Genomic DNA, 22,239 nt, shown 5'->3' on the forward strand with positions numbered 1-22,239 from the left:
GAGTTCCCCCTGGCCATATCTCGCAAGTCCTGGATGGCACTCAATATCCATCGATTGGTGTTCATATGTATCGCCCACATTGCCAAATTAACTGGTGGCTTGGCTTATCCAGCCAACCCCACCCGCCTAAGGGGAATTTTTCTTGCCTAGCGCCATTCCTGACTGTGCAGGCTGTCCGAAGATTGCTCATCAAGATGAACCGTTTGTCGAAGCAGTCGCTTGCGGGTCTCTGGCCGTCAGTTTTCGCCGCAACTGGCACAAATGACCGCCTCGGTGCAGCAATAGTGTAGAGTCGAAAGTCTGGTTTGAGCCGATGATGTTGAAAAACTCCGCTTGTTTGGCGATCTGATCGCTGCGACCAGCGCCGATGGCACTTGCCAGCCCCAAGCATGCGTAATTGGGCTGACCCTGATCAGAGGTCGAGCTCCCGATAGGATCACAGGAGATCTGTGAACATGGGAGATTTCGAATGGAGTATTTTGCGGGCTTGGATGTATCGCTGCGGTCTTGTGCGATCTGTATTGTTGATGGCAAGGGCACCGTTTTTGCAGGAGCGAGAACTGCCTTGTGAGATTGAGGAGATCGCCGGGTATCTGATTGCACTTCGCGTTCCGATTGAGCGCATTGGTTTTGAGTCCGGCACGTTAAGCCAGCATTTGTTCTACGGCTTGAAGGCCGAAGGCTTCGACGTGGTTTGCATGGAAGCGCGCCAGGTCAATGCTGCCTTGTCAGCGATGCGCAATAAAACGGACCGCAACGATGCACGAGGAATTGCGCAGATCCTTCGAACGGGTTGGTTCAGCCCGGTGCATATGAAGAGCCGTGAAGCGCATGGAGTCAGAGCTCTTTTGAGCACACGGAAGGCTTTGCTGAGCAAAACCATTGATTTGGCCAACGAAGTGCGTGGCCTGTTGAAGATATTTGGCATACGGCTGCCGAAGACAGTGCAGCATGGCAGCTTTGATGACGTCGTCCGACCGATGATTGAGATCGACGAGGTTCTCGCACATGCCATGCTACCGCTGCTCGACGCCCGGTTGGTTGTGTACAAGCACTTTCTTGAGCTCGATCGGCGGGTCAAGCACGCTGCCCGTCAGGACGATGTCTGCATGCGCATGATGACAGTCCCCGGCGTGGGCCCGATTGCTGCTTTGACCTTCAAGGCTGCCGTGGACGATCCCGCGCGGTTCAAAAGGTCTCGCACCGTGGCAGCCCACTTTGGCCTTACACCTAGAAGATACCAGTCTGGTGAACAGGACAACCCAGGTCGCATATCGAAAGCCGGGGATCGAGACGTACGGTCGACGCTCTATGCCGCCGCGAACGCCTTGCTCATGCGGACGATGGCGGGCTCTCAGATCAAGTCATGGGGCATGCGCTTGATGCGTACCAAAGGGCGTCGCCGCGCCGTTGTGGCTGTTGCGCGCAAGCTGGCCGTCCTGCTGCACCGTATGTGGGCGGATGGCACGGAGTTCCGTTCAGAGAAGGAGGAGGGCACGGCATGATCTAAACGCCCAGCACCAATCTGAACGGGATCGTCCTCACCGGACGAGGTTCGTGGACAAAGCCGAAAATGTCTGCTGCGCCATCAAGCGCGTCCCAAAGCGAGGCTCTCCACTGCCAATCCGACACATGCATGCAGCGATGTCCCACTAGGCATCACCCAGACTGCGGAGAGAAGCGTGACCCGGATGAGCGACGACGGTCCCAAACAAAGAAGGAAAACGAGCTTGACCCAATCGCCCAATTAGAGAAGCAGACGTTGACGCTCAAGAATCTCTGGTAAGGCTTCGGTCGGGAAACACGGTTTCTTGCCCAGTCATCAAATTTTCGATTCGATCCTATGCCTCAATTAGCGACCAACCTGCCTGACGTTTAAAAGTGTTAACATTCTGTCCAGTTGACAGGACAGCATCGGCTTTGGAGTGTCATTAAAGCGTGACAAAAAGTTAACGCCTCTACCGCAATCTTGAACATCCGTTACCCCAAATGTAGCGTTGTGGCGGATATTGGCCCACCAAATCGGCCGTAGTGGCCGGAAGCTGCCCACCAAGAGTTGAAACCAACTTTCATTAATTCGTTGTTAAGTTTTGCGCTCCACACGTGACGCATCCTTGATGGGAGTTAACGATGAACAATAACAAAGATATGAAGTGGCAAGTATTGGTCGCTGCGGATGAAGCCCGAAGACAAGGGTACACGCACACATACCGTGCATTGCTAGACGTGCTGGAGGCATTAGTGGACACTTCAGATCATCCGCCACTCCCAGTGACTGCCTTACTAGGAGGAGTCCGCGAAAAGGTTTTTCACTGAATCCTCCACGAGCGTGGCGGAGTTTAGGTTCGGTTAACCATTTGGCCCCATTCGTTGAGCATACAAATGCCTTGATTGGGGACAGCTATGCAGGACGTCGATTGGCTCATCGGAGTATGCCAAGATCTTTGTGCTTACGCCGAGAAGAACAATCTGAGAAACGTAACATCAGCGGCTGAATACGCATTGGAAGTAGCCATTCTAGAGACGGAAGGGGCTACGCGACTTCGACGACTTGTCAACTCCACTCATTCCACTAGAGCCTTCAAAGCTCGCAAGCCGCAGAAGCAAAGCTCATGCAAAGAAGTAATACTCCCCACCGTACGAAATTAGATGCAGCACCGCCTGCTACAAGCGACAATCGGTGGCCAGCTCCAAAGCTTAAGCACGTTTTGCTCATCATTGCAGGTTTTGCCTTGCTTGCGATTGAGCTTTTCTCCGCATTTAGCTTTATTTTTTGAAGCCTGAGTGAACACAAAACAAAGATCTTCGGCTGTATTCGGTACTTGGGGTTCGGAAACGTTGGTCGAAGGTTGCGGCAGGTTGACCATTTCCCGAGCCCAATCCCGCAGCGGCGGGTAAGGAAGAGGCTTAGAAAACACTGCGCCGGCGCGCGCTCAGGATGGCATCCGCATCCAACCCAGCTCGCGCTAGGCATTCACGAATTTCGTCCTGCTCTGTCTTCGACAATGGTTCCGGTGCAAACCATCCTTCGCCATCTTGATCTTCCGAATATCCCAAGAAAGCATCCGCATCGTTTATTCCAAATGGCCTCAGAAAATCGCTGTTTGACTCACGTAGCCCATCATACACCTGTTTGCGATATGCTGGGCTTGAACAATATCTTTGCCCGTCGTCTACGATGGAATCTGACTTGGCGATTGCAGCAACTACCTTGAGCTTGATTGCTCTTTCGACGTCCAGGCTGGCGAGAAACATTGTCATGCGCCTGTGCAAACTCACGTTTTCGCAGGCCACGCTTGTGTAGTCTTCGGTGTCGATACCGAACAAATGATGAAGAATGTCAGCTGCAATATCGCCCTTGCGCCAAGAAGCTTTTTCGTATGGACGAATGACCACGTTTTCCGGTCCGAAAGCATCGGTTGCCGCTTTTAGCGTTGGGACCAGTCCTAAGGGAAAGGAAACGTCCGAAAACTCTCCGCTAAAGTGCGACTTGCTTTTCTGAGCGTACACACTTTCCAAAAGATGATCTTGCCGCCGCAGGTAATACACGATCTTCACGTCAAACCAATCAAACACTTCTTAAAAGTGTTGAGATCGAACCACGCTTCGAAGGTCGGTGGAAAACTCTTCGGAGCTGAGCAATACGCCCTTGTGAGCGTTTTGGAAATCTAAATCACTGCCAAGGCTTTCAAGCCAATTGCGTTGTTCTGAGAGCCCCTTCCCTAATGATTTTCTGGACCAGGCAACAAATGCCGTGTGGTTAGTACGATTGAGGCGAGGATAGAGCACGTTGTCGTTTAAAAGTTTGCGCCTGTTTAGCGTGCAGAACTTCTGAATGTAGCTGGTGCCCGTCTTATGCAGGCCAGCATGGACAAAAAGCTTTGGTTTCATGCTGCAGTATGCAAATATAATTTTTCAAAAAAAACAAGTCCGTATGTCGCCGCATCCGGCGAAACTGGCGTGGCAACACCACGCCCGTTGCTTATGTCAGGACCAGTATCTTGAGAGAGATAACTATTGGAAATTTTTTTTAAAAGTTGAACACGTGTCAGCGTAGAAGAAAGAGTAAGTCGACACGTTTAGCCGCGATTGCAGTTATTGCGTTCGCAATGCTCGCCGTCGATCAGGTGCACACACTCGTTTAGTTCGGACAGCAAGTCCTCTCAATCATACCTGATGTCCATCACGTGTCGGAGTTTGAGGGTCCCCTGGCCGACTTCGCAAAGTCCGCTTCCTGCGCATCGCCGACATTGGCCGGCGGTGAAGCGACATGGCCAGTGACCATCCAAGCTCAAGGTCCGCTTTCTTCGACTTGAAGCTTTGGCTTTGCGCTTGCGGCGAAGGTCCGCTTTCCGCCCTGAGCGCCTATCATCGAGACCATTAACCGATCACTATCTCAAGTGCGGACCAAAGCACTTATGACTCAATCGACCTGTCGAAGAACGTAAAACAGGCTTCGGCTGGGGGATGCATTGGGGGATACTTATTCAGGAAATACACGTAAGTTACTGTAATATAGGTATTTCTAATAAAAAAATGGTGCCCCCACACGGACTCGAACCGCGGACCTACTGATTACAAATCAGTTGCTCTACCAGCTGAGCTATAGGGGCCGTGGGCGCAGCATGTACTCTGAGAGTCGCGCGGTGGCAAGCTTGTTTTTCGTTCCGCGTCAGAGGTTTTATCCGGACGCAAAACAGGTATATCTGAGCCACTGTAACTCACGCCCATCAGGTCGAACTACATGCAAATTGTCCTTCACGCTGGCGCGCATTTCACCGAAGAAGATAGGCTTATGCGCTGCCTGTTGCGAAACAAGGAAGATTTTTCAAAACGCGGTGTCGCCGTGCCCGGTCCAGGCAAGTACCGGGCACTTCTGAAAGACACGGTTGCGGCACTGCAAGACGCCCCACCTGCCGCGGATGCACGCGATGTCCTGATGGACCTGATCCTCGATGAAGAAACCGCGGATCGCATGATCCTGAGTCACATGTTCCTGTTTGGAGCTCCTCGGGGTTGTGTGCGCGATGGCACAATCTATCGCTCGGCGCCGGAACGGATGGCCCAGCTGTCTGCCCTGTTCGCCCATGACGAGGTTGAGCTTTTTCTTGCCATCCGGAACCCTGCCACGTTCCTGCCGGCCCTCTTCGACAATGCACCACAAAAGGACATGAACGCGTTTCTACGGGGCGTCGATCCCTACAGCATTCGCTGGTCCGATACCCTATCGGCCATACGAACAGCCGCGCCTGACGTGACCATTACCACCTGGTGCTTTGAGGACATGCCGATGCTGTGGGCGCAGATCGTCCGAGAGCTTGCTGGTCTGGAACATGGTGAAAAGATCATCGGTGGTTTCGATCTGCTCGCGGACATCATGTCAAAAGAAGGGATGCAACGGTTTCGTGCCTATCTGAAATCGCACCCCACGATGACAGAAATGCAAAAGCGCCGGGTGATTGCTGCCTTCCTTGATAAGTTCGCGATCGAAGATCAGATCGAAGAAGAGCTAAACGCGCCCGGCTGGACCGATGAAACGGTCGACACAATGACCGAAATCTACGAAGAAGACATGGAACGCGTGGCCCGTATTCCCGGTGTCACCGTTATTGCGCCTTAGACGCCGGGCAGTCCGTCGAACACCTGAACCCCCTCAGGCACTGTGTGAAAACCCAAGGCATCCGCGTGGCAAATCGCAACACGCGGGACAAATCCGCCTGGGTTATCCAGGGTGCCGATCTTGACGATGTATCCCGGTGTGTCCTGCCGTGTGGTCACAAGCTGCGTTCCGCATGTCTTGCAAAAGTATCTGGTGACCGCGTTTTTCAAATCTGGGTGTGTGAAATGTGTTGGCTTTCCCGCTGTCCACGCAAACCCATTTGGCGGTACAAGAATGAAGTATTGGGGCGCACCGCCAGACATTCGCTGGCATGGTCGGCAATGACATTGCCCCTTGACCAACGGCGGCTGCGAGACGACGTACCTGACCGCACCGCAATAGCAACCACCTGCGTTCACTGCGTTTTCAGTGGCTTGCGACGTCATTTCGGTATATCCTGGCTGCAACAATAAAACACTGGCAGAGCAGAGTTCAAATGTCAAACCCAGAAGATTCACCTGTGCGTGAAAGCCCTGTGCCGATGTCAGAATGCGGTGCGGCCCTTGCCATCGAACAAGTCCCAGATCGCTGGACATGGTTGATATTGCGGGAAATGTTGTACGGGGTAAGCCGTTTTGCGGACATTCAGGCGGACATCGGAATACCGAAATCCGTGTTGTCCGGGCGGCTGGCTCAGATCGTTGAAAATGGGTTGGCCAAGAAAAAAGCGTATCGCGATGGGTCGTCGCGTACACGCCATGCCTATGTGCTGACCCAAAAAGGTCGCGAACTTGCGCCCGTGATCCTCGCGCTGATGCAATGGGGTGACAAGCATATCAAGAATGGCGAATCCGCGCTTGAATTGACAGATAAACGCTCAGGGAACCCCGTAAAAATCGGGATTGTGCCTAAGGGCGGCGCGTTGCCACTGCGCTGGCTACACTTTGCGCCAGCGCGTCAAGACAACGAAGGCAAGAGCTGAGGCTAACCGCTCAGCTCATACCAAGCGCTTCCTTATACATCTCCAGAACGGCTTCCTCTTCGGCGATGTCATCGCTGTCTCGCTTGCGCAGTGCAATCACCTTGCGCATCACCCTGGTGTCGTACCCGCGCGCCTTGGCCTCGGCCATCACCTCTTTTTGCTGGTCGGCGATGTCCTTCTTCTCCATCTCAAGCCGTTCAAACCGTTCGACGAACTGACGCAACTCATCCGCCGTGACACGGTAGCTTTCGGCATTGGTGGCAGTCTCGGTCATTGCGCGCTCCTTAGGATCAGATCAGCCCGCTGGATAGCGGGGCGCGCGCGGTGCTGCAAGAGGCGTTGGCACCTTGCCATGACGGCAATGCTCGGATAGCCGGAAGGCATGGAACAAGAGACAGCTTTCACCCTGTTGGATGGCTTGATCTGGGGCGGGGCCGCATTGTCGGTCGTCGGCCTGATCGGCCTTGTCTGGTGCATCATCAAAGTATGGCGGGCGCGTGCTGCAGGCCTGAACGATTCTGACATGCGCGCGGTCATGGCACGGGTGCTGCCACTGAATTTGGGAGCACTGTTCGTGTCGGTCATTGGCCTGATGCTTGTCATCGTTGGCATCTTCCTCAGCTGATCAAGGAGCAACCTATGCCTATTGACTGGATTTGGGGCCTCGTCGGCGGCGTAATGATCGGGACAGCGGCGGCAGTTCTGCTTCTGGGGACTGGTCGCATCATGGGAGCCAGCGGGATCGTTGGCGGGTTGATTGACGGAACAGGTCAAGATCGTTCAACCACATTTGCCTTCCTGATCGGTTTGATCGGGATGCCCGCGTTGATGACACTTGACGGCTGGGCGGCAGACACACATGCCACGTCCTTGCCATGGCTTTTGATCATAGGCGGATTGTGTGTCGGGATTGGAACACGCTTTGCCAACGGATGCACGTCCGGGCACGGCGTGTGTGGGATGTCACGCCTTTCGGTGCGCGGGTTCGTGGCAACGCTCGCCTATATTGGCGCAGGCGCTGCAACCGTCACACTCGCGCGCGTGGGGTTGGGCCTGTGATGCGGGGTTTCATCGCCCTGCTGAGTGGCGCTCTGTTCGGCGCGGGCCTGCATATATCGGGTATGACCGATACTGCCAAAGTGCGCGGCTTTCTTGATTTTGTCGGTGCCTGGGACCCAACACTGGCTTTTGTCATGGGAGGCGCCATGCTGCCCATGGTCTTTGCCTGGCGGTTGACCCGTGGCCGCACACCGCTGACGGGCGGCAGCTATCCTGCCCCGCCGCGTTCCGAAATCACCCACCCCCTGATCGCGGGATCCATCCTGTTTGGTATCGGGTGGGGGCTGGTCGGTCTCTGTCCGGGCCCGGCACTCGCATCCATCACCTATGGCGGTTGGCAGGGTGTGCTGTTCCTCGTTGCCATGCTGGCTGGCATGTGGGCGGTTCCACCACTGCGGCGTGGTCTGGACAGACTGATGTCCACGACATAAATCGGTGGCATGGATATTCGACAGATCACACCGACCTATTTTGTGGCACCACAACTGGATCCAGCCGATCTGCCCGATATTGCGGCGGCCGGGATCAAGACTGTAATCTGCAATCGCCCTGATGGCGAAATCCCACCGGCCTTTCAGGCGGACGCAATCGAAACTGCGACTCTCGCGGCAGGGCTGACCTTTCACCGGTTGCCACTGACGCATCAGACAATGACGCCTGACATTGTTGCCAAGCACATGGCGCTGGCCGAGGAAACGGAAACTCCGGTTCTGGCATATTGCGCATCCGGCACGCGATCGACGGTGGTGTGGTGTTTGGGCCAAGCCGGGCGCATGCCAACCGATGACATCCTACGCACCGCGCGCGAGGGTGGCTACGATCTGGATGCCTTGCGTCCGACCCTGGACGCGATTGCTTCGCAATCGGGTGGGTGACCAGACTAAACAGCCGCCAAATCAGGCAATTCGGACAGGTCTGGAAGGTCTGAGAGATCGGGCAGCGCATCAAGATCAGGCAAATCGTCAAGAGCCGGCAGGTTTGCATCTCCGGCCTTCGCATCCTCAAGCGGGCCCGTATCAACCGCTATGCCGTCCGATGCATCAGCAGGTGGCAATGCGGGCAGGCTTGCATCCACCCCTATCGTTGGCACATTGGGCGCATCTTCTTCCCGCCGTGCTGCGCCAGAGATTTCCTCAACCTGGGGCATCTCGACAAGGGGCTCGTCCGACTCGCGGCGCAGTGGTTGCGTTGCGTGTGACGGCGCGCGTTGAGGTTTGACAGCGCGCACCCCGTCCACATGACCGACAACGCCGCGGCCGACCACGCGGCCTGTATTGGTCGTGATTTGAACGTTTGGAAACGCGGCAGGCGTCAGTGGCAACTCGTCCCCAACGGCCAATGCTTGCAAAGCGTTCAACGGCAGATGCAGGCTGCAGACAATCATGTTCAGATCAGTGTTCAGGCCCATGACCGTATCGGTCATAGTGGGTGCATCACCGCTTTCGTCCTCTGTCTCACCTTCATCCAGGTCGGCATCGCGCGTATCTGACGGTGGAAGAACCAATGTGATTTCACCCTGCCGGGCGCCACGCGCGATGTCGACCGTCAGGCGTATCAAAGTGTAATCCTGAGCATCCAGCGCCATTGCAAGCGTGCGCGCGTCTTCCGCTTTTGCCCCAAATCGAAAGCCATCAAGCAGCGCGGCATCCTCTGGGTCCTCCAGTACCGGGCACGTTTTCTCGAGCAACATGTCGATCAACGGCGCACAAATGGCAGCATCCGTGCGGGTCATCGCCCGTGCCACGCCGCCATCGGCAAGCACAACACCCATGGTTTGCTGTTGGATCAGGCCACCCACAACAATGGGGTCAAACACGGCTGCCCCGGCACGACCATCCGGTCCATCAAGCAGCATCAGCAAGGCGTCGTCGTTCAGCTGTGGCTCAACTGCTTCGCCGTCAACCTTGTCGATCACGGCACCGATGACAGCAATGGGCAGTTCCATGAGTGCATCGGCCACCTTGGCCAATGTAAGACGCAAGGCTTTTGCCAGCGTCATAACACGCGCCTGACGCTCTTCCCGGCCCGCGGTCGCCATCCGTCCCAAGATACTGTTTTTTGCGGTTTCGCTCATAAACTCCGCCGTTTCTACGGCCTGAACATGCACGTCGGGTCTAAGGAAGATAGGTTACCAACCGCTTTATGAAGACAAAGCTTTTGGCACTATTGCGCCGCCAGCGCAGCCCGGACAGGCAAGTGCACAACAAACGCATTGCCGTCAGCGCGCGGCTCGTGGGTGATATCGCCACCAAGACGCGCCATGATCTCGCGACATATGGCAAGGCCCAGACCAGCACCTGATCCATCCTTGTCATTGATACGAGAGAATTTTTCAAAGATCAGCGACCGCGCTTCGGAGGGTATAGGCGTGCCGTTGTCGTAAAAAACAACCTGCAACCCATCGCCGCGGTCCATCACATCGATGCGCAACTCGGGTTCTGGCGCATCGCAATACTTCTGGGCGTTGGTGATCAGGTTGATGAACACTTGCCGCAACCGGTCAAGGTCGGTTGTCAGCGGCCGATCGACCCCCGCTTGCTCATGCCTGACCGTCAGTCGCGTGCTCCGATCCCCCCCGGCAGATAGCACTGCCTGCGCGATCACGTCGTTCAGGTTGCCGGTATCCAAGTTCAGGCTCACCTGCCCGTTTTCAAGCACGCTCAGATCAAGAAGGTCATCCAGCAGGCGCGTCAACCGGATCGTTTCCCCATGAATAATCGACGCGTATTTGGTCTTTTCCGACTGCTCCAATTCATCGGTGTCGCGCAAAATTTCTGAGAAAGACCGGATCGATGTCATCGGCGTCCGCAACTCGTGACTGATTTGCCCCAGAAACGCATCCTTCTGCACCGACAGCGCCGTCAGCTTTTCGTTGGCTTCCCGCAACTTGCGAGCGGTGCGACTCAGTTCAGCCGATTTCGCCTCAAGCCGGTTGGAGTATTCAAGGATCTGCGCAGACTCGTCGGCCACAGCCATAAGATCTTCGACCGATACAGAAGCTCCGCCAACCAACTGGCTGATCATGGCATGCGCCGTTGCCGATCCCACGGACCCCGCCAGTTCCCGTTCAAGCGCCTGCAGGAACCCTTGTGTCGGTTCAGGCAAATGGCCGGTCACCCCTTGCCGCTGCGCTTCCGCCCGAAACAACGCCAATGCATCATCCGGTCCAAGGATACGCTGCGCCATGACCATGAGGTCCTCGGACGTCGCAGGGGCAGCGTCCCAGCCGCGCGCCTGTGCGGAATGATCGAAGACGTTTACGAATTGAGCACCCTGCAAGCGTTCAAGAGGCTGTGGAAAGGTGACAATCGACACGCCAAGGAAGGCAACCATGTTCAGGGTTATGGACCACACGATCGCATGCACGGTCGGGTCGATCCCTTCAACTCCAAACAGCGCTTGCGGTCTCAGCCAGCCCATTCCGGCGATGCCATGGTCAAAGACAGATGCACTCAGCACGGCGTCCGGCCCAAAGCTCGGCAGAAGCGAGCAAAAGACCCAGACAGTAAAACCCACGACCAGACCTGCAAGCGCACCCCACCGCGTGGCCCCCCGCCAAAAGATACCGCCCAGCATGGCGGGCAGAAACTGCGCCACCCCGACAAAAGAGATAAGGCCAATCGCCGCCAGCGCAGCGCCGCCCCCGGACAACCGATAATACAGGTATCCGAAGAAAATGATCAGAAGTATCGAGGCGCGCCGCGCCAGTATCACGACATTCCGAACATCTCCCGACACCTGTGCCCCTTCGGCTTGAGTACTCAGCCAGATGGGCATCACGATATGGTTCGACACCATTGTGGAAAGGGCGAGCGTCGCAACGATCACCATGGATGTGGCCGACGAAAACCCACCAAGGAAGGACAGTGTCGCGAGGCCACCCTGCCCCTCGGCCAATGGAACTGTCAGGACAAACAGATCCGGGTTGCTGCCCGGCGGCAAGATGTCGAGGCCGATCACGGCAATCGGCACCACGAACAGGCTCATGAGCATAAGATATAGCGGAAATGCCCAACTTGCGATCTGCAAATGGCGCTCGTCATCGTTCTCGACCACCATGACCTGGAACATGCGGGGCAGCGCCAGAAAGGCCGCCGCGGACAAAGCCGTCAGGGCAACCCAGCGGCTACGATCCATGCTCCACTCTCCGATGGGCGATGAATCGATGCGCTCCAGCATCGGACCGATACCGCCTGCGATCCCCCAAACGACAAAGATGCCAACAGCCAGCAGGGCAATCAGCTTCACCACCGCCTCGACCGCAATGGCAATCACCACCCCGTCATGGCGTTCGTTGGCATTCAGGTTCCGCGTCCCGAACAGGACGGTGAAGATGGCAAGACCACATGCCACCCAGAACGTGGCCGTGGACTGGCTCAGGCCATCGGTCTGGACCGGATCGGAAAAGATGGACACAGACAGTGTCACCGATTGCAGCTGCAGCGCGATGTAGGGCGTCACACCCACCACGGCCATCAGCGTCACAACGATGGCCAAAAGATTGGATTTACCGTACCTCGCTGAAATCAGGTCAGCCACCGAAGTGGCCCGTTGCGCGCGTCCGATGCGGACCAGCTTGCGCAACACCCACCACCAGCCGATCATCACAAGACTTGGACCCAGATAGATGGTGACAAACTCCATCCCGGACCGCGCCGCATAGCCCACCGCCCCATAGAAAGTCCACGCCGTGCAATAGATGGACAAAGACAAGGTATAGACCAGCGGCGACCGCAGCCAGCCGCTGCGCCCGCGAACCGAGGCGCGCTCGGCAAAGAAGGCAATGGCAAACAGGAACGCCACATAGACCAGACTGACGGCAACCAGCTGGTTGACGGATATCATCGGCCCTGCTCCGGCGGCTCAGTCCCCTCACCGGCTCTTTTGGACAAACCCCACCAAAGCGCCAAGGCCGACAGGATCAACACCCCCCAGACCAAAAACACGTATGTAACTGCACCAGACATGGACACGGATGCGGGTGCATCAGGGCCGTCCTTGGCATTTGGCCAGAACACCGGGAACAACCACAACAACAGTCCCACAATCGGCAAAAGGCGCAATGCGTCCATCAACCGGCGACGGCGATAACTGCGCCGTTCCAGAAACAGTGTCGTGTTTGTGTTGTGGTCCGTCATTGCGCCAATTGCACAAGATCGCGAACAGCCGTCACCACCTCTGTATTGGAAAACGGCTTGGTCATGAACCGGCTGACCCCTGCCCGTTCGGCCAGATCCCGATCCCTGCTTTGACCACGTGCGGTCAGCATCAGAACCGGCAACCGTTCAAAGTCCGGATCGGCCCGCAACTCGGTCAGAATGTCGATGCCATTCTTGCCCGGCAACATGTAATCCAGCACGACCAGATCGGGGCGCATATTGCGCACCTTGTCGACGGCCGTGGCCCCGTCCGAATGCGTGTCGACCTGCCAACCCTCACGGCTAAGTAGGAACTGGATTGCCTCTATGATGTTGATCTCGTCTTCAACGAGCAGAACATGCTTACCCATGTCTGCGACTCCTCCCCAAAATCGCACCAACCCGCGGCAGTTTCACCTCTTGGTCGGCGCGCCCAACTATGTGCGTATTTGGTCAGGCTGTCAAAAACCTCCGAACCCATCACTCAGGATCGACGGCTCGCGCCGTCCTGCACAACCACCGCGCGGACAGATGCGACATGCGGGACCGATATCTTGGACCGGAACGTCGTCTGCCGTGGGACTATCCGGCACCGGCAGAATAAGCATTGCAGCTTCCAAAAGCCGCGGGGCGTTGAAAACCACCGGACCGACGGGTTCGGCTGCCGCAAAGCAATCAAATACGACACCGTCGCGTGACGGCATCTGAACCCGCGCACGGATCACTTGCCCCGGTTGCCCCATCACCTGAAACAGCGGCCACAACGGACAAGCTGCCCCGTGGCGCGGGATGGTGAAACCTTCGATATCCTTGCGAAACAGCAGACTGCCCGCGCGGTCGGATACGACCAACCCAACATCAAGTCCCGGGACAGCAGCAAGGCGGCGCATCATATGCGGGACAGAAACGCCAAAGCGGCTGGACAGGGCAATCACATCCACACCATCTTCGGCAAGTGCTGCCTGCAAGTCGGTCATCCCGACCTGCGCACTGTCCTGAACCACACGGTTAAGCACCGTGCGGGCAAGATGACGGGATTGGACCGACACCAATTCGGGCGCCCCCGACACAAGGTTGTCAACGCTCCCCGACCCGTCCTCAAGGGATACAAAGCCGTAGTCATGCGCCGCCAGAAACTGCGCCACCTCTTCTTGGGGGGATCCAGAGGGCGCGGCCTCACCGGTTTCCGCATCCAGAAAGCCCACCAGCGCCTTCGAGCTGTCGGCAAGGCGGCGGCTGTCGGCATCGATATTGGTGTGGAACCTGTTGCGCCACTCCTCCGTGATCGTCTTGTCTTCAGCCAGGATGGAGGCCGTTGACCGGATCGACGCCGCCGTCGACAGAACTTCATGGACCGAAGCCGCCAGCTCCGGGTCATGCGCGAGGCGGTCACTCAGGGTTTCAACTGTGCGCTCCAGATCTGCAATCTTGCGGTGGGCCGCCGCCAGCGCATCGGCCCAGCCGGGAAAACGACCAGCGAATTCCTCCGCCCGCCCGCTTTCGGAATCAGACATGTTCGCGCGTTGGGCAGCTTCTTGCAGCGAGGCGATCAGGGCAGCCTCGGCGCCCTCGCTCAACACGGTAGGTTCAACACCCAAAGCCGCCGCAATATCCAGCAGCAGCTTGCCACCGATTCTGCGACGATTGTGTTCAATCAGGTTCAGATAAGACGCCGAGATGCCGATCTGACGTGCCAAATCAGACTGCTTGAGCCTTCCCATTGTCCTGCGCTCGCGTATCCGTGTTCCTGTGAGTGCGTCTCGCGCCATGACCATTCCCGCCCGTTTGCAAGTCATTTCAACGCGTTTCTGCGCTGCGACATAACAAAGTTTACAAAGCATACCGTCGTATTGTGCAAATGTTTACAAAATAATTCTGCAAAACAAAGGGTTTATTGCGCAATTTTCCAACCATGCGCGATAGTACCTTTGCACGAAAAGTGCATGCGCGATCCGGTTGAGGAGCAGGATCGCGCTTTTCAACAATTGGGAGGATATTCATGTCCAAAATGAATCTGACGCGTCGTGGCGTGCTCAAGACCGGTGCCATCGCAGGCGCCGGCGTTGCTGCGCCAACGATCTTTACGGCGCAGTCGGCCGCTGCTTTCACGAACGAACCCACAGGGTCCAGCGTGACGCTTGGCTTCAACGTGCCGCAAACCGGTCCCTACGCTGACGAAGGTGCAGACGAACTGCGCGCCTACGAACTTGCTGTCGAGCACCTGAATGGTGGCGGCGACGGCGGCCTGATGAACACGTTCTCGTCCAAAGCCCTGCAAGGCAACGGCATCATGGGCAAGAAGGTCGAATACGTCACCGGCGATACGCAGACCAAATCTGACGCGGCCCGTGCATCGGCCCGGTCGATGATCGAAAAAGACGGTGCCGTGATGATCACCGGCGGTTCGTCCTCGGGCGTGGCCGTGGCCGTGCAGGCGCTTTGCCAAGAGGCAGGCGTGATCTTCATGGCCGGCCTGACCCACTCGAACGACACAACCGGCAAGGACAAGAAGGCCAATGGCTTCCGCCACTTCTTCAACTCCTACATGTCCGGTGCGGCCCTCGCGCCGATCCTGGCCAACAACTACGGCACGGATCGTAAAGCGTACCACCTGACAGCCGACTACAACTGGGGCTACACGACCGAAGAAGCCGTGCGCACCTCGACCGAAGCCATGGGCTGGGAAACTGTCGCAGCCGTGAAAACACCGCTGACACAGACCGACTTCTCGTCCTACATCGCGCCGGTTCTGCAATCGGGCGCCGACGTTCTGGTTCTGAACCACTACGGCGGCAACATGGTGAACTCGCTGACCAATGCGGTTCAGTTCGGCCTGCGTGACAAGCTGGTGAACAACAAGAACTTCGAGATCGTTGTTCCGCTCTACTCCCGCCTGATGGCGAAGGGTGCGGGTGCCAACGTGAAGGGCATCTTCGGCTCTACCAACTGGCACTGGTCGCTGCAGGACGAAGGCTCCAAAGCATTCGTCAAATCCTTCGGCACCAAATACGGCTTCCCGCCCAGCCAGGCCGCACACACCTGCTACGTTCAGGCCCTGCTCTATGCAGACGCTGTGGAACGTGCTGGGTCGTTCAACCCATGTGCTGTTGCCGAAGCTCTCGAAGGCTTCGAATTCGACGGCATGGGCAACGGCAAGACGCTGTACCGCGCCGAAGACCACCAGTGCTTCAAGGACGTGCTGGTCGTGAAAGGGAAAGAGAACCCGACATCCGAGTTCGACCTTCTCGAGATCGTGGAAGTCACGCCGACAAGCCAGGTCACCTACGACGCGTCGATCTTCGGTGGCGAACTGGGGTCCTGCAACCCCGGCGCCTAAGCCACAAGACGTTGGGTGGGCCCGCCGTGGCCCACCCTTCCCTGGCACCTGATCCCAGGCATCCCGATATTTAACATAATGTGTCCCATCATGGGACAGATGCCCCCCAACCAGAGGTTCGGCCGATGGAAGCGATCATCCTTCAAATTCTAAACGGGCTCGACAAGGGCTCGGCCTATGCGCTGATCGCGCTGGGTCTCACGCTGATTTTCGGCACCCTGGGCGTGGTGAACTTTGCCCACGGCGCCCTGTTCATGATCGGCGCGTTCTGCGCCGTCACACTGAGCCGGATCCTGACCATCAGCCACACGGTCGTAGACGAAACCCAAAAGGACTTTCTGGGCAATCCCCTCAAGGTGGATGTTCCTTATGTCTACGATTGGTTCGGAGAGGCTGCAGGCAACACGATCATCGACTGGGCCGTCCCGCTCTCGATACTGTTTGCCATCCCGGTGATGATCGCCATCGGGGTCATCATGGAACGCGGCCTGATCAAGCATTTCTACAAGCGCCCGCACGCGGACCAGATCCTCGTGACCTTCGGTCTTGCCATCGTTCTTCAAGAGATCATCAAGTACTACTACGGCGCCAACCCGATCCCGACCCCTGCCCCTGCCGCCTTCAAAGGGTCGTTCGATTTCGGCGCCATGATGGGCTTTGATCCCAACACGATCATCTATCCCTACTGGCGCATCATCTATTTCGCCTTTGCCGCCGTCATCATAGGTGCGGTGTTTGCCTTCCTCCAGTTCACCACCTTCGGGATGGTTGTGCGGGCAGGTATGGCCGACCGCGAGACGGTGCAGCTGCTTGGCATCAACATCGACCGCCGCTTTACACTGATGTTCGGTATCGCCGCCGCCGTCGCGGGGCTTGCCGGAGTGATGTACACGCCGATCAACTCACCAAACTACCACATGGGCATGGACTTCCTTGTCCTTAGCTTCGTGGTGGTCGTGGTGGGCGGCATGGGCTCCCTGCCCGGTGCTGTCGCTGCGGGCTTCTTGCTTGGCATCCTCGAAAGCTTTGCCTCCATGCGCGAGGTCCTCGCGGTGCTGCCCGGCCTGAACCAGATCATCATTTACCTGGTGGCCATCATCATTCTGTTGACCCGTCCTCGGGGCCTTATGGGCCGCAAGGGCGTGATGGAGGACTGATCCATGTTTGGACTGGACAAAAAAGACTTTCGCCTGCTCCTGCTGGTCGCCGTGCTGGTCGCACTGGCCCCCTTCATCCTGAACCCCTTCCCTGAAGGGTCCGGAATGGCGCAGTTCAACGCAGGTTATCCTGACCTGATGCAGCGGTTCGTGATCTTTGGCATCTTCGCTATCGGCTTCAACATTCTCTTCGGCCTCACCGGCTACCTGTCCTTTGGACACGCGGCGTTCCTGGGGGTCGGCTCCTACGCCGCGATCTGGATGATGAAGCTGCTGACCATGAACGTGATCCCGGCCATCATGGTGTCGGTCATCGTAGCAGGCATCTTCAGCCTTGCTGTTGGGTGGATCAGCCTGCGTCGCTCGGGCATCTACTTCTCGATCCTGACGCTGGCCTTTGCACAGATGTCCTACTCGCTCGCCTATTCGGTTCTGACTCCGATCACGGGCGGTGAAACGGGCCTGCAGCCCAAGGTCAACGACCCCCGCATTCTGGACGGCGCATTGGCCAATGGTGGCACGCCAAAGGCCAATCTGTTCGGGCTTGAGATGGGATCAAGCTTCAACTTGGATGTCGGGGCATGGGTCTTTACTTTCAACGTTGGGTACTACCTCGCAGGCATCGTAATGCTGCTGGCCTTCTACCTGTCGATCCGCATCTTCCGCTCACCTTTCGGCATGATGCTGCGGGCGGTGAAATCGAACCAACAGCGCCTGAACTATACAGGCCTGAACGCCAAACCCTACACCCTCGCTGCATTTGTCATTTCAGGCATGTATGCCGGTCTGGCCGGTGGTCTTATGGTGGCCATGGACACGCAAGTGGGCGCAGAACGCATGTTCTGGACGGCCTCTGGTGAGGTTGTCCTCATGTCGATCCTCGGAGGTGTCGGCACGCTGATCGGCCCTGTGCTGGGTGCTGGCGCGATCAAGTACATGGAAAACATCCTGTCCAAGATCAACAAGGAGATCCTACACCAGTGGTTCGCCTTTATGCCCGACGGGATTGAGGACATCCTCGTCAGCCTCGTCTACCCGTTCATCGGCAAGGGCTGGCACCTGACGCTGGGCATCATCTTCATGCTGGTCGTGATCTTCCTGCCCGGCGGTCTTGTCGAAGGCGGCCAACGTATTGCGCGCCTCTTCAAGCGCAAGAAGCCGACCACCGACAGGCCTGACGGCAAAACCACGCCTGCGGAATAAGGAGAGAAACCAATGGGTATTCTTGAAGTCAAAAACGTGGGCAAACGGTTCGGTGGTCTGCAAGCGCTGGGGGACGTGAACCTGAGCGTGGCCGAGAACACGGTGCACGCCATCATCGGGCCAAACGGTGCGGGCAAGTCCACCCTGCTGAACTGTCTGGTGGGCAAGCTGATCCCCGACACCGGGTCGGTCATGTTCGACGGGCAGTCCGTGCTGGGGCGCAAGCCGTTCGAGATCAACCAGATGGGCATTTCCCGCGTGTTCCAGACACCAGAGATCTTTGGTGATCTGAGCGTCATGGAAAACATGATGATCCCCTGCTTTGCCAAGCGCGACGGGGCGTTCACAGCCAACGCTTATGCCGCGATGATGAAGGACAAGGAAATCATCGAACGGGCCGAACACGTCCTTGAGGACATGAACATGGCCGACAAGCGGCACATGAACGCGGCCTCAATGTCGCGTGGGGACAAGCGGCGGTTAGAGATTGGCATGTGCCTGTCACAAGAACCACGCCTGCTGTTGTTGGACGAACCCACCGCCGGTATGGCGCGGGCTGACACCAACAACACAATCGACCTGCTCAAGCAGATCAAGGACGAGCGAGACATCACGATTTCGATCATCGAACACGACATGCATGTGGTGTTCAGCCTTGCTGAGCGGATCACCGTTCTGGCCCAAGGCACGCCGCTGGTCGAAGACACGCCAGACAACATCAAGGGCCACCCCAAGGTGCGCGAAGCCTATCTGGGCGAAGCGGCTGCAGCCTGACGCGCGGGGCGGACGGCACGTCCGCCTTACAAGACAAAAGTAAGGCGGAGGTGTCCTCCGCCCTACCCCGCCAAAAGCGAGGATACGGACATGAACGTCAAACCCGACTTTTCGAAACACGCGAACCATGCCGCGACCGCCCCGGCGTTCCTGAGCATCTGGGATATGCACAGCTACTACGGCGAAAGCTACATCGTGCAGGGCATCAGCTTTAACGTGCACGAGGGGGAAATCCTCGCCCTTCTGGGCCGCAACGGCGCAGGCAAGACATCGACCCTGCGGTCCATCGCCCGGATCGGCGACCCGCAGGTCACCCATGGCGAGATCTGGCTGGACCACCAGCCGCTGCACAAGATGTCGAGCCACGAGGCCAGCCAGGCCGGACTGGGCCTGGTGCCCGAAGATCGGCGCATCATCCCTGGCCTCACGGTCGAAGAGAACCTGAAGCTTGCCCAGATTGCACCGCCGATCGGGTGGTCAATCGAACGGCTCTATGACCTGTTCCCCCGCCTCGGCGAACGGCGCACCCAAGAGGGCACGACCCTTTCAGGCGGTGAACAACAGATGCTGGCCATCGCACGTGCGCTGGCCCGGGACATCAAGGTTTTGCTTCTGGATGAGCCCTATGAAGGGCTGGCGCCGGTGATCGTGGACGAAATCGAAAAGACCCTGACCGTGATCAAAGAACAGGGAATCACGACAGTGATTGTGGAACAGAACGCGGTGCGTGCCCTGCAGCTGGCTGACAGGGCCGTGATCCTTGATACTGGCGGGATCGTGTTCGATGGCACCGCATCCGAGGTGCTTGAAAACGAAGAGTTGCGGGCGGAATACCTCGCCATCTGACTGAACCTGGGAAGGTCGGATGTCACAACCGGTCCCCTCGTGGGGCCGGTTTTTTCGTTGAAGGCCGCGTCCGGTCCACAAGTCTGCGGCACCGGCATCACCGAAATGTCACAGCGCTTTCCTCTGCGTCATTGCAAGGCTATAAGCGGCGAAGAGCACTACGGGTCGCGTATTGGACTGCGCGGCAACGACCAAACGGTTGAGGACAAGAATGACAAAGAGCAACCATGACGCGGATGTGGCCTTTATCCAGGCACTGGCCGAACTGCTGCGCGAAAATGATCTGACGGAACTGCAGGTCAAACGGGAATATGGCGAAGATGACAGCCTGAACGTGCGTGTGTCGCGCCAAATGGCGCAACAGGTTGTCGCCCAAGTTGCGGCCCCCGCGCCTGTCGCCGCGGCAACGCCCGCAGCGGCAGCTGCCGCGCCGGCATCGGAACCGGCGGCCGATCCAGCAAATGATCCGGGCGCCGTCACATCCCCCATGGTCGGTACCGTGTACATGCAGGCAGAACCGGGTGCGCCGTCCTTCATCAAAGTCGGACAGCAGGTCAGCGAAGGCGACACCCTGCTCATCGTCGAAGCGATGAAAACCATGAACCACATCCCTGCCCCACGCGCAGGCACGATCAAACGTATCCTGGTTGATGACGGCGCCGCTGTTGAATTTGGCGCTCCGCTTGTGATCCTCGAATAAGGGTCGGCGCATGTTCAACAAAATCCTGATTGCCAACCGCGGAGAGATTGCCCTGCGCGTCATCCGCGCCGCGCGCGAGATGGGCATTGCCACCGTGGCCGTGCACTCCACGGCGGACGCCGACGCGATGCATGTGCGCATGGCCGACGAATCCGTTTGCATTGGCCCGCCCGCATCACCGCAATCCTATCTGAGCTTTCCAGCCATCATTTCGGCTTGCGAGATCACCGGAGCCGAGGCGATCCACCCCGGCTACGGCTTCCTGTCTGAAAATGCGCAATTCGTGCAGATCGTCGAAGATCATGGCCTGACCTTTATCGGCCCAACTGCCGAACATATCCGAGTCATGGGCGACAAGATCACTGCCAAGGACACGATGAAGGACCTTGGCGTACCCTGCGTGCCGGGTTCTGACGGTGGCGTCGCCACGCTGGACGAAGCAAAAGCCATCGGTGAAGAATTCGGTTATCCGGTCATCATCAAGGCCACGGCTGGTGGTGGCGGACGCGGCATGAAAGTGGCGCAGACAGCCGCTGACATGGAAAGCGCGTTCATGACCGCCCGGGCCGAGGGCAAAGCTGCCTTTGGCAATGACGAAGTCTATATTGAAAAATACCTGACCACTCCGCGCCATATCGAGATTCAGGTCTTTGGCGATGGCAAGGGCCGTGCCGTGCATCTGGGTGAGCGGGATTGTTCCCTGCAACGCCGTCACCAAAAGGTGTTTGAAGAGGCCCCCGGCCCCGCGATCAGTTCGGCAGAGCGCGCCGAAATCGGACGCGTCTGTGCTGATGCCGTGGCAAAGATCAATTACATCGGCGCGGGTACTATCGAGTTCCTCTATGAAAACGGCGAGTTCTATTTCATCGAAATGAACACCCGCCTGCAGGTGGAACACCCTGTGACGGAGGCCATCTTTGGTGTCGATCTGGTCCGCGAGCAAATTCGCGTGGCGTCCGGCATGGACATGTCCTTCCAACAAGACGATCTGCAGATCAACGGTCACTCGATCGAAGTGCGTCTGAATGCCGAAAAGCTGCCGGACTTTACGCCCTCACCGGGTCGCATCACGCAGTATCATGCGCCGGGCGGTCTTGGGGTGCGCATTGATTCAGCGCTTTATGACGGCTATTCGATCCCGCCCTACTACGACAGCCTGATTGGGAAACTGATCGTGCATGGCCGCGACCGGGCCGAAGCACTCGCGCGTCTAAACCGCGCGCTTGGCGAGTTGATTATCGACGGGATCGATACAACCGTGCCGCTGTTTCATGCGTTGCTGGCGGAAAAGGACATCCATACCGGTGAGTACAACATCCACTGGCTGGAAAAATGGCTGGAAGCGCAATCTGAGTAAAGCATATCAATTGAAACAGAGGGGATCGCTGCACGCGATTCCTTTTTTTCATCCGGTGCAAGGGCTAGTCTGGGGTCATTCCCAGCG

General features: G+C 57.4%; 22 protein-coding genes, 1 tRNA gene and 1 pseudogene. 14 read left to right on the plus strand and 10 right to left on the minus strand.

The genetic code is table 11. From position 1 onward, the window contains the following. The first annotated feature begins 469 nt into the window (after positions 1-469). Positions 470-1,505, plus strand: a pseudogene (locus tag AC53L6_RS21840) (IS110 family RNA-guided transposase). 1,402 nt (positions 1,506-2,907) lie between these two features. On the opposite strand, the gene AC53L6_RS21845 reads toward AC53L6_RS21840, so the two are convergent. The 3 genes from AC53L6_RS21845 to AC53L6_RS21855 all read right to left on the minus strand — a co-directional run bounded on the left by AC53L6_RS21845 (position 2,908) and on the right by AC53L6_RS21855 (position 4,613). Then, the gene (locus AC53L6_RS21845) at positions 2,908-3,576 is read right to left on the minus strand and encodes a hypothetical protein (RefSeq protein WP_496909370.1); all 669 of its coding nucleotides are present in this window, start codon (positions 3,574-3,576) and stop codon (positions 2,908-2,910) included. A 3-nt stretch (positions 3,577-3,579) separates the two neighbouring features. Further along, the gene (locus AC53L6_RS21850) at positions 3,580-3,891 is read right to left on the minus strand and encodes a hypothetical protein (RefSeq protein ID WP_496909371.1); all 312 of its coding nucleotides are present in this window, start codon (positions 3,889-3,891) and stop codon (positions 3,580-3,582) included. A 646-nt stretch (positions 3,892-4,537) separates the two neighbouring features. After that, positions 4,538-4,613 (minus strand) — tRNA-Thr (locus tag AC53L6_RS21855). A gap of 131 nt (positions 4,614-4,744) precedes the next feature. On the opposite strand from AC53L6_RS21855, the gene AC53L6_RS21860 reads away from it, so the two are divergent. Further along, positions 4,745-5,620 carry a hypothetical protein gene (locus tag AC53L6_RS21860; RefSeq protein WP_496909372.1) on the plus strand — a complete coding sequence of 292 codons (876 nt, stop codon included), beginning with the start codon at positions 4,745-4,747 and terminating at the stop codon, positions 5,618-5,620. Here AC53L6_RS21860 and AC53L6_RS21865 read toward each other — a convergent pair. Continuing rightward, positions 5,617-6,195, minus strand: coding sequence for a GFA family protein (locus AC53L6_RS21865; RefSeq protein WP_496909373.1), 579 nt, complete (start codon positions 6,193-6,195; stop codon positions 5,617-5,619). The two genes, AC53L6_RS21860 and AC53L6_RS21865, sit on opposite strands and share 4 nt — an antisense overlap. Here AC53L6_RS21865 and AC53L6_RS21870 point away from each other — a divergent pair. Beyond that, positions 6,096-6,581, plus strand: a complete 486-nt coding sequence (locus tag AC53L6_RS21870; protein WP_299603747.1) for a winged helix-turn-helix transcriptional regulator — start codon at positions 6,096-6,098, stop codon at positions 6,579-6,581. The genes AC53L6_RS21865 and AC53L6_RS21870 overlap by 100 nt on opposite strands. Before the next feature lie 10 nt (positions 6,582-6,591). Here AC53L6_RS21870 and AC53L6_RS21875 read toward each other — a convergent pair whose 3' ends face one another. Then, positions 6,592-6,855, minus strand: a complete 264-nt coding sequence (locus AC53L6_RS21875; protein ID WP_299603750.1) for a DUF2312 domain-containing protein — start codon at positions 6,853-6,855, stop codon at positions 6,592-6,594. Positions 6,856-6,963: 108 nt separating this feature from the next. Here AC53L6_RS21875 and AC53L6_RS21880 point away from each other — a divergent pair, with 108 nt between their 5' ends. From AC53L6_RS21880 to AC53L6_RS21895, 4 genes are read left to right on the plus strand one after another with little or no spacing between them, the layout of a single operon-like run. Beyond that, entirely contained in the window at positions 6,964-7,206 is a 243-nt protein-coding gene (locus AC53L6_RS21880) for a hypothetical protein (RefSeq protein ID WP_496909374.1), read from the plus strand. A gap of 14 nt (positions 7,207-7,220) precedes the next feature. Further along, on the plus strand, positions 7,221-7,640 hold the full coding sequence (locus AC53L6_RS21885) for a YeeE/YedE family protein (protein WP_299703545.1): 420 nt from the start codon (positions 7,221-7,223) through the stop codon (positions 7,638-7,640). Then, on the plus strand, positions 7,640-8,071 hold the full coding sequence (locus tag AC53L6_RS21890; protein ID WP_496909375.1) for a DUF6691 family protein: 432 nt from the start codon (positions 7,640-7,642) through the stop codon (positions 8,069-8,071). Before AC53L6_RS21885 ends, AC53L6_RS21890 begins: the two co-directional genes overlap by 1 nt. Before the next feature lie 9 nt (positions 8,072-8,080). Beyond that, complete coding sequence (locus tag AC53L6_RS21895) at positions 8,081-8,515, plus strand: protein tyrosine phosphatase family protein (RefSeq protein WP_299750528.1); 435 nt, start codon at positions 8,081-8,083, stop codon at positions 8,513-8,515. A gap of 5 nt (positions 8,516-8,520) precedes the next feature. On the opposite strand, the gene AC53L6_RS21900 is transcribed toward AC53L6_RS21895, so the two are convergent. From AC53L6_RS21900 to AC53L6_RS21920, 5 genes are all read right to left on the minus strand, one after another. After that, positions 8,521-9,714, minus strand: coding sequence for a hypothetical protein (locus tag AC53L6_RS21900; RefSeq protein ID WP_496909376.1), 1,194 nt, complete (start codon positions 9,712-9,714; stop codon positions 8,521-8,523). Between the two features lie 89 nt (positions 9,715-9,803). Then, positions 9,804-12,485 (minus strand): ATP-binding protein, encoded by a 2,682-nt coding sequence (locus AC53L6_RS21905; protein WP_496909377.1) that lies wholly within the window; start codon positions 12,483-12,485, stop codon positions 9,804-9,806. After that, positions 12,482-12,778 (minus strand): hypothetical protein, encoded by a 297-nt coding sequence (locus tag AC53L6_RS21910; protein WP_299603771.1) that lies wholly within the window; start codon positions 12,776-12,778, stop codon positions 12,482-12,484. The genes AC53L6_RS21905 and AC53L6_RS21910 overlap by 4 nt, the downstream gene beginning before the upstream one ends. Next, entirely contained in the window at positions 12,775-13,149 is a 375-nt protein-coding gene (locus AC53L6_RS21915) for a response regulator transcription factor (protein ID WP_299772004.1), read from the minus strand. Before AC53L6_RS21915 ends, AC53L6_RS21910 begins: the two co-directional genes overlap by 4 nt. Positions 13,150-13,239: 90 nt before the next feature. Then, positions 13,240-14,547: a short-chain fatty acyl-CoA regulator family protein gene (locus AC53L6_RS21920; protein ID WP_496909378.1), complete on the minus strand. Its 1,308-nt coding sequence runs from the start codon at positions 14,545-14,547 to the stop codon at positions 13,240-13,242. A 230-nt stretch (positions 14,548-14,777) separates the two neighbouring features. On the opposite strand from AC53L6_RS21920, the gene AC53L6_RS21925 reads away from it, so the two are divergent. The 7 genes from AC53L6_RS21925 (at position 14,778) to accC (ending at position 22,152) form a co-directional block, all read left to right on the plus strand. Further along, entirely contained in the window at positions 14,778-16,115 is a 1,338-nt protein-coding gene (locus AC53L6_RS21925) for a substrate-binding protein (protein ID WP_299209293.1), read from the plus strand. A gap of 125 nt (positions 16,116-16,240) precedes the next feature. Then, positions 16,241-17,272, plus strand: coding sequence for a branched-chain amino acid ABC transporter permease (locus tag AC53L6_RS21930; protein ID WP_299209296.1), 1,032 nt, complete (start codon positions 16,241-16,243; stop codon positions 17,270-17,272). Positions 17,273-17,275: 3 nt separating this feature from the next. Further along, a complete protein-coding gene (locus tag AC53L6_RS21935; RefSeq protein WP_299209298.1) occupies positions 17,276-18,475 on the plus strand; it encodes a branched-chain amino acid ABC transporter permease in 1,200 nt (399 codons plus the stop codon). Positions 18,476-18,487: 12 nt separating this feature from the next. Next, complete coding sequence (locus tag AC53L6_RS21940) at positions 18,488-19,249, plus strand: ABC transporter ATP-binding protein (protein WP_299209301.1); 762 nt, start codon at positions 18,488-18,490, stop codon at positions 19,247-19,249. A 90-nt stretch (positions 19,250-19,339) separates the two neighbouring features. Then, positions 19,340-20,095 carry an ABC transporter ATP-binding protein gene (locus AC53L6_RS21945; RefSeq protein ID WP_299209304.1) on the plus strand — a complete coding sequence of 252 codons (756 nt, stop codon included), beginning with the start codon at positions 19,340-19,342 and terminating at the stop codon, positions 20,093-20,095. 211 nt (positions 20,096-20,306) lie between these two features. Beyond that, positions 20,307-20,795 (plus strand): acetyl-CoA carboxylase biotin carboxyl carrier protein, encoded by a 489-nt coding sequence (gene accB / locus AC53L6_RS21950; protein WP_299603789.1) that lies wholly within the window; start codon positions 20,307-20,309, stop codon positions 20,793-20,795. Between the two features lie 10 nt (positions 20,796-20,805). Next, the gene (gene accC, locus AC53L6_RS21955; protein ID WP_496909379.1) at positions 20,806-22,152 is read left to right on the plus strand and encodes an acetyl-CoA carboxylase biotin carboxylase subunit; all 1,347 of its coding nucleotides are present in this window, start codon (positions 20,806-20,808) and stop codon (positions 22,150-22,152) included. Positions 22,153-22,239: the final 87 nt, after the last annotated feature.

It is taken from the genome of Tateyamaria sp. LSS28, assembly GCF_059611725.1.

Excerpts from the sequence above, each read along its gene's own strand:
- AC53L6_RS21850 (WP_496909371.1), bottom strand. The coding sequence starts at position 3,891 with ATGAAACCAAAGCTTTTTGTCCATGCTGGCCTGCATAAGACGGGCACC.
- AC53L6_RS21860 (WP_496909372.1), top strand. The coding sequence starts at position 4,745 with ATGCAAATTGTCCTTCACGCTGGCGCGCATTTCACCGAAGAAGATAGG.
- AC53L6_RS21870 (WP_299603747.1), top strand. The coding sequence starts at position 6,096 with ATGTCAAACCCAGAAGATTCACCTGTGCGTGAAAGCCCTGTGCCGATG.
- AC53L6_RS21865 (WP_496909373.1), bottom strand. The coding sequence starts at position 6,195 with ATGTCCAGCGATCTGGGACTTGTTCGATGGCAAGGGCCGCACCGCATT.
- AC53L6_RS21875 (WP_299603750.1), bottom strand. The coding sequence starts at position 6,855 with ATGACCGAGACTGCCACCAATGCCGAAAGCTACCGTGTCACGGCGGAT.
- AC53L6_RS21880 (WP_496909374.1), top strand. The coding sequence starts at position 6,964 with ATGGAACAAGAGACAGCTTTCACCCTGTTGGATGGCTTGATCTGGGGC.
- AC53L6_RS21885 (WP_299703545.1), top strand. The coding sequence starts at position 7,221 with ATGCCTATTGACTGGATTTGGGGCCTCGTCGGCGGCGTAATGATCGGG.
- AC53L6_RS21890 (WP_496909375.1), top strand. The coding sequence starts at position 7,640 with ATGCGGGGTTTCATCGCCCTGCTGAGTGGCGCTCTGTTCGGCGCGGGC.
- AC53L6_RS21895 (WP_299750528.1), top strand. The coding sequence starts at position 8,081 with ATGGATATTCGACAGATCACACCGACCTATTTTGTGGCACCACAACTG.
- AC53L6_RS21900 (WP_496909376.1), bottom strand. The coding sequence starts at position 9,714 with ATGAGCGAAACCGCAAAAAACAGTATCTTGGGACGGATGGCGACCGCG.
- AC53L6_RS21905 (WP_496909377.1), bottom strand. The coding sequence starts at position 12,485 with ATGATATCCGTCAACCAGCTGGTTGCCGTCAGTCTGGTCTATGTGGCG.
- AC53L6_RS21910 (WP_299603771.1), bottom strand. The coding sequence starts at position 12,778 with ATGACGGACCACAACACAAACACGACACTGTTTCTGGAACGGCGCAGT.
- AC53L6_RS21915 (WP_299772004.1), bottom strand. The coding sequence starts at position 13,149 with ATGGGTAAGCATGTTCTGCTCGTTGAAGACGAGATCAACATCATAGAG.
- AC53L6_RS21920 (WP_496909378.1), bottom strand. The coding sequence starts at position 14,547 with ATGGCGCGAGACGCACTCACAGGAACACGGATACGCGAGCGCAGGACA.
- AC53L6_RS21925 (WP_299209293.1), top strand. The coding sequence starts at position 14,778 with ATGTCCAAAATGAATCTGACGCGTCGTGGCGTGCTCAAGACCGGTGCC.
- AC53L6_RS21930 (WP_299209296.1), top strand. The coding sequence starts at position 16,241 with ATGGAAGCGATCATCCTTCAAATTCTAAACGGGCTCGACAAGGGCTCG.
- AC53L6_RS21935 (WP_299209298.1), top strand. The coding sequence starts at position 17,276 with ATGTTTGGACTGGACAAAAAAGACTTTCGCCTGCTCCTGCTGGTCGCC.
- AC53L6_RS21940 (WP_299209301.1), top strand. The coding sequence starts at position 18,488 with ATGGGTATTCTTGAAGTCAAAAACGTGGGCAAACGGTTCGGTGGTCTG.
- AC53L6_RS21945 (WP_299209304.1), top strand. The coding sequence starts at position 19,340 with ATGAACGTCAAACCCGACTTTTCGAAACACGCGAACCATGCCGCGACC.
- accB (WP_299603789.1), top strand. The coding sequence starts at position 20,307 with ATGACAAAGAGCAACCATGACGCGGATGTGGCCTTTATCCAGGCACTG.
- accC (WP_496909379.1), top strand. The coding sequence starts at position 20,806 with ATGTTCAACAAAATCCTGATTGCCAACCGCGGAGAGATTGCCCTGCGC.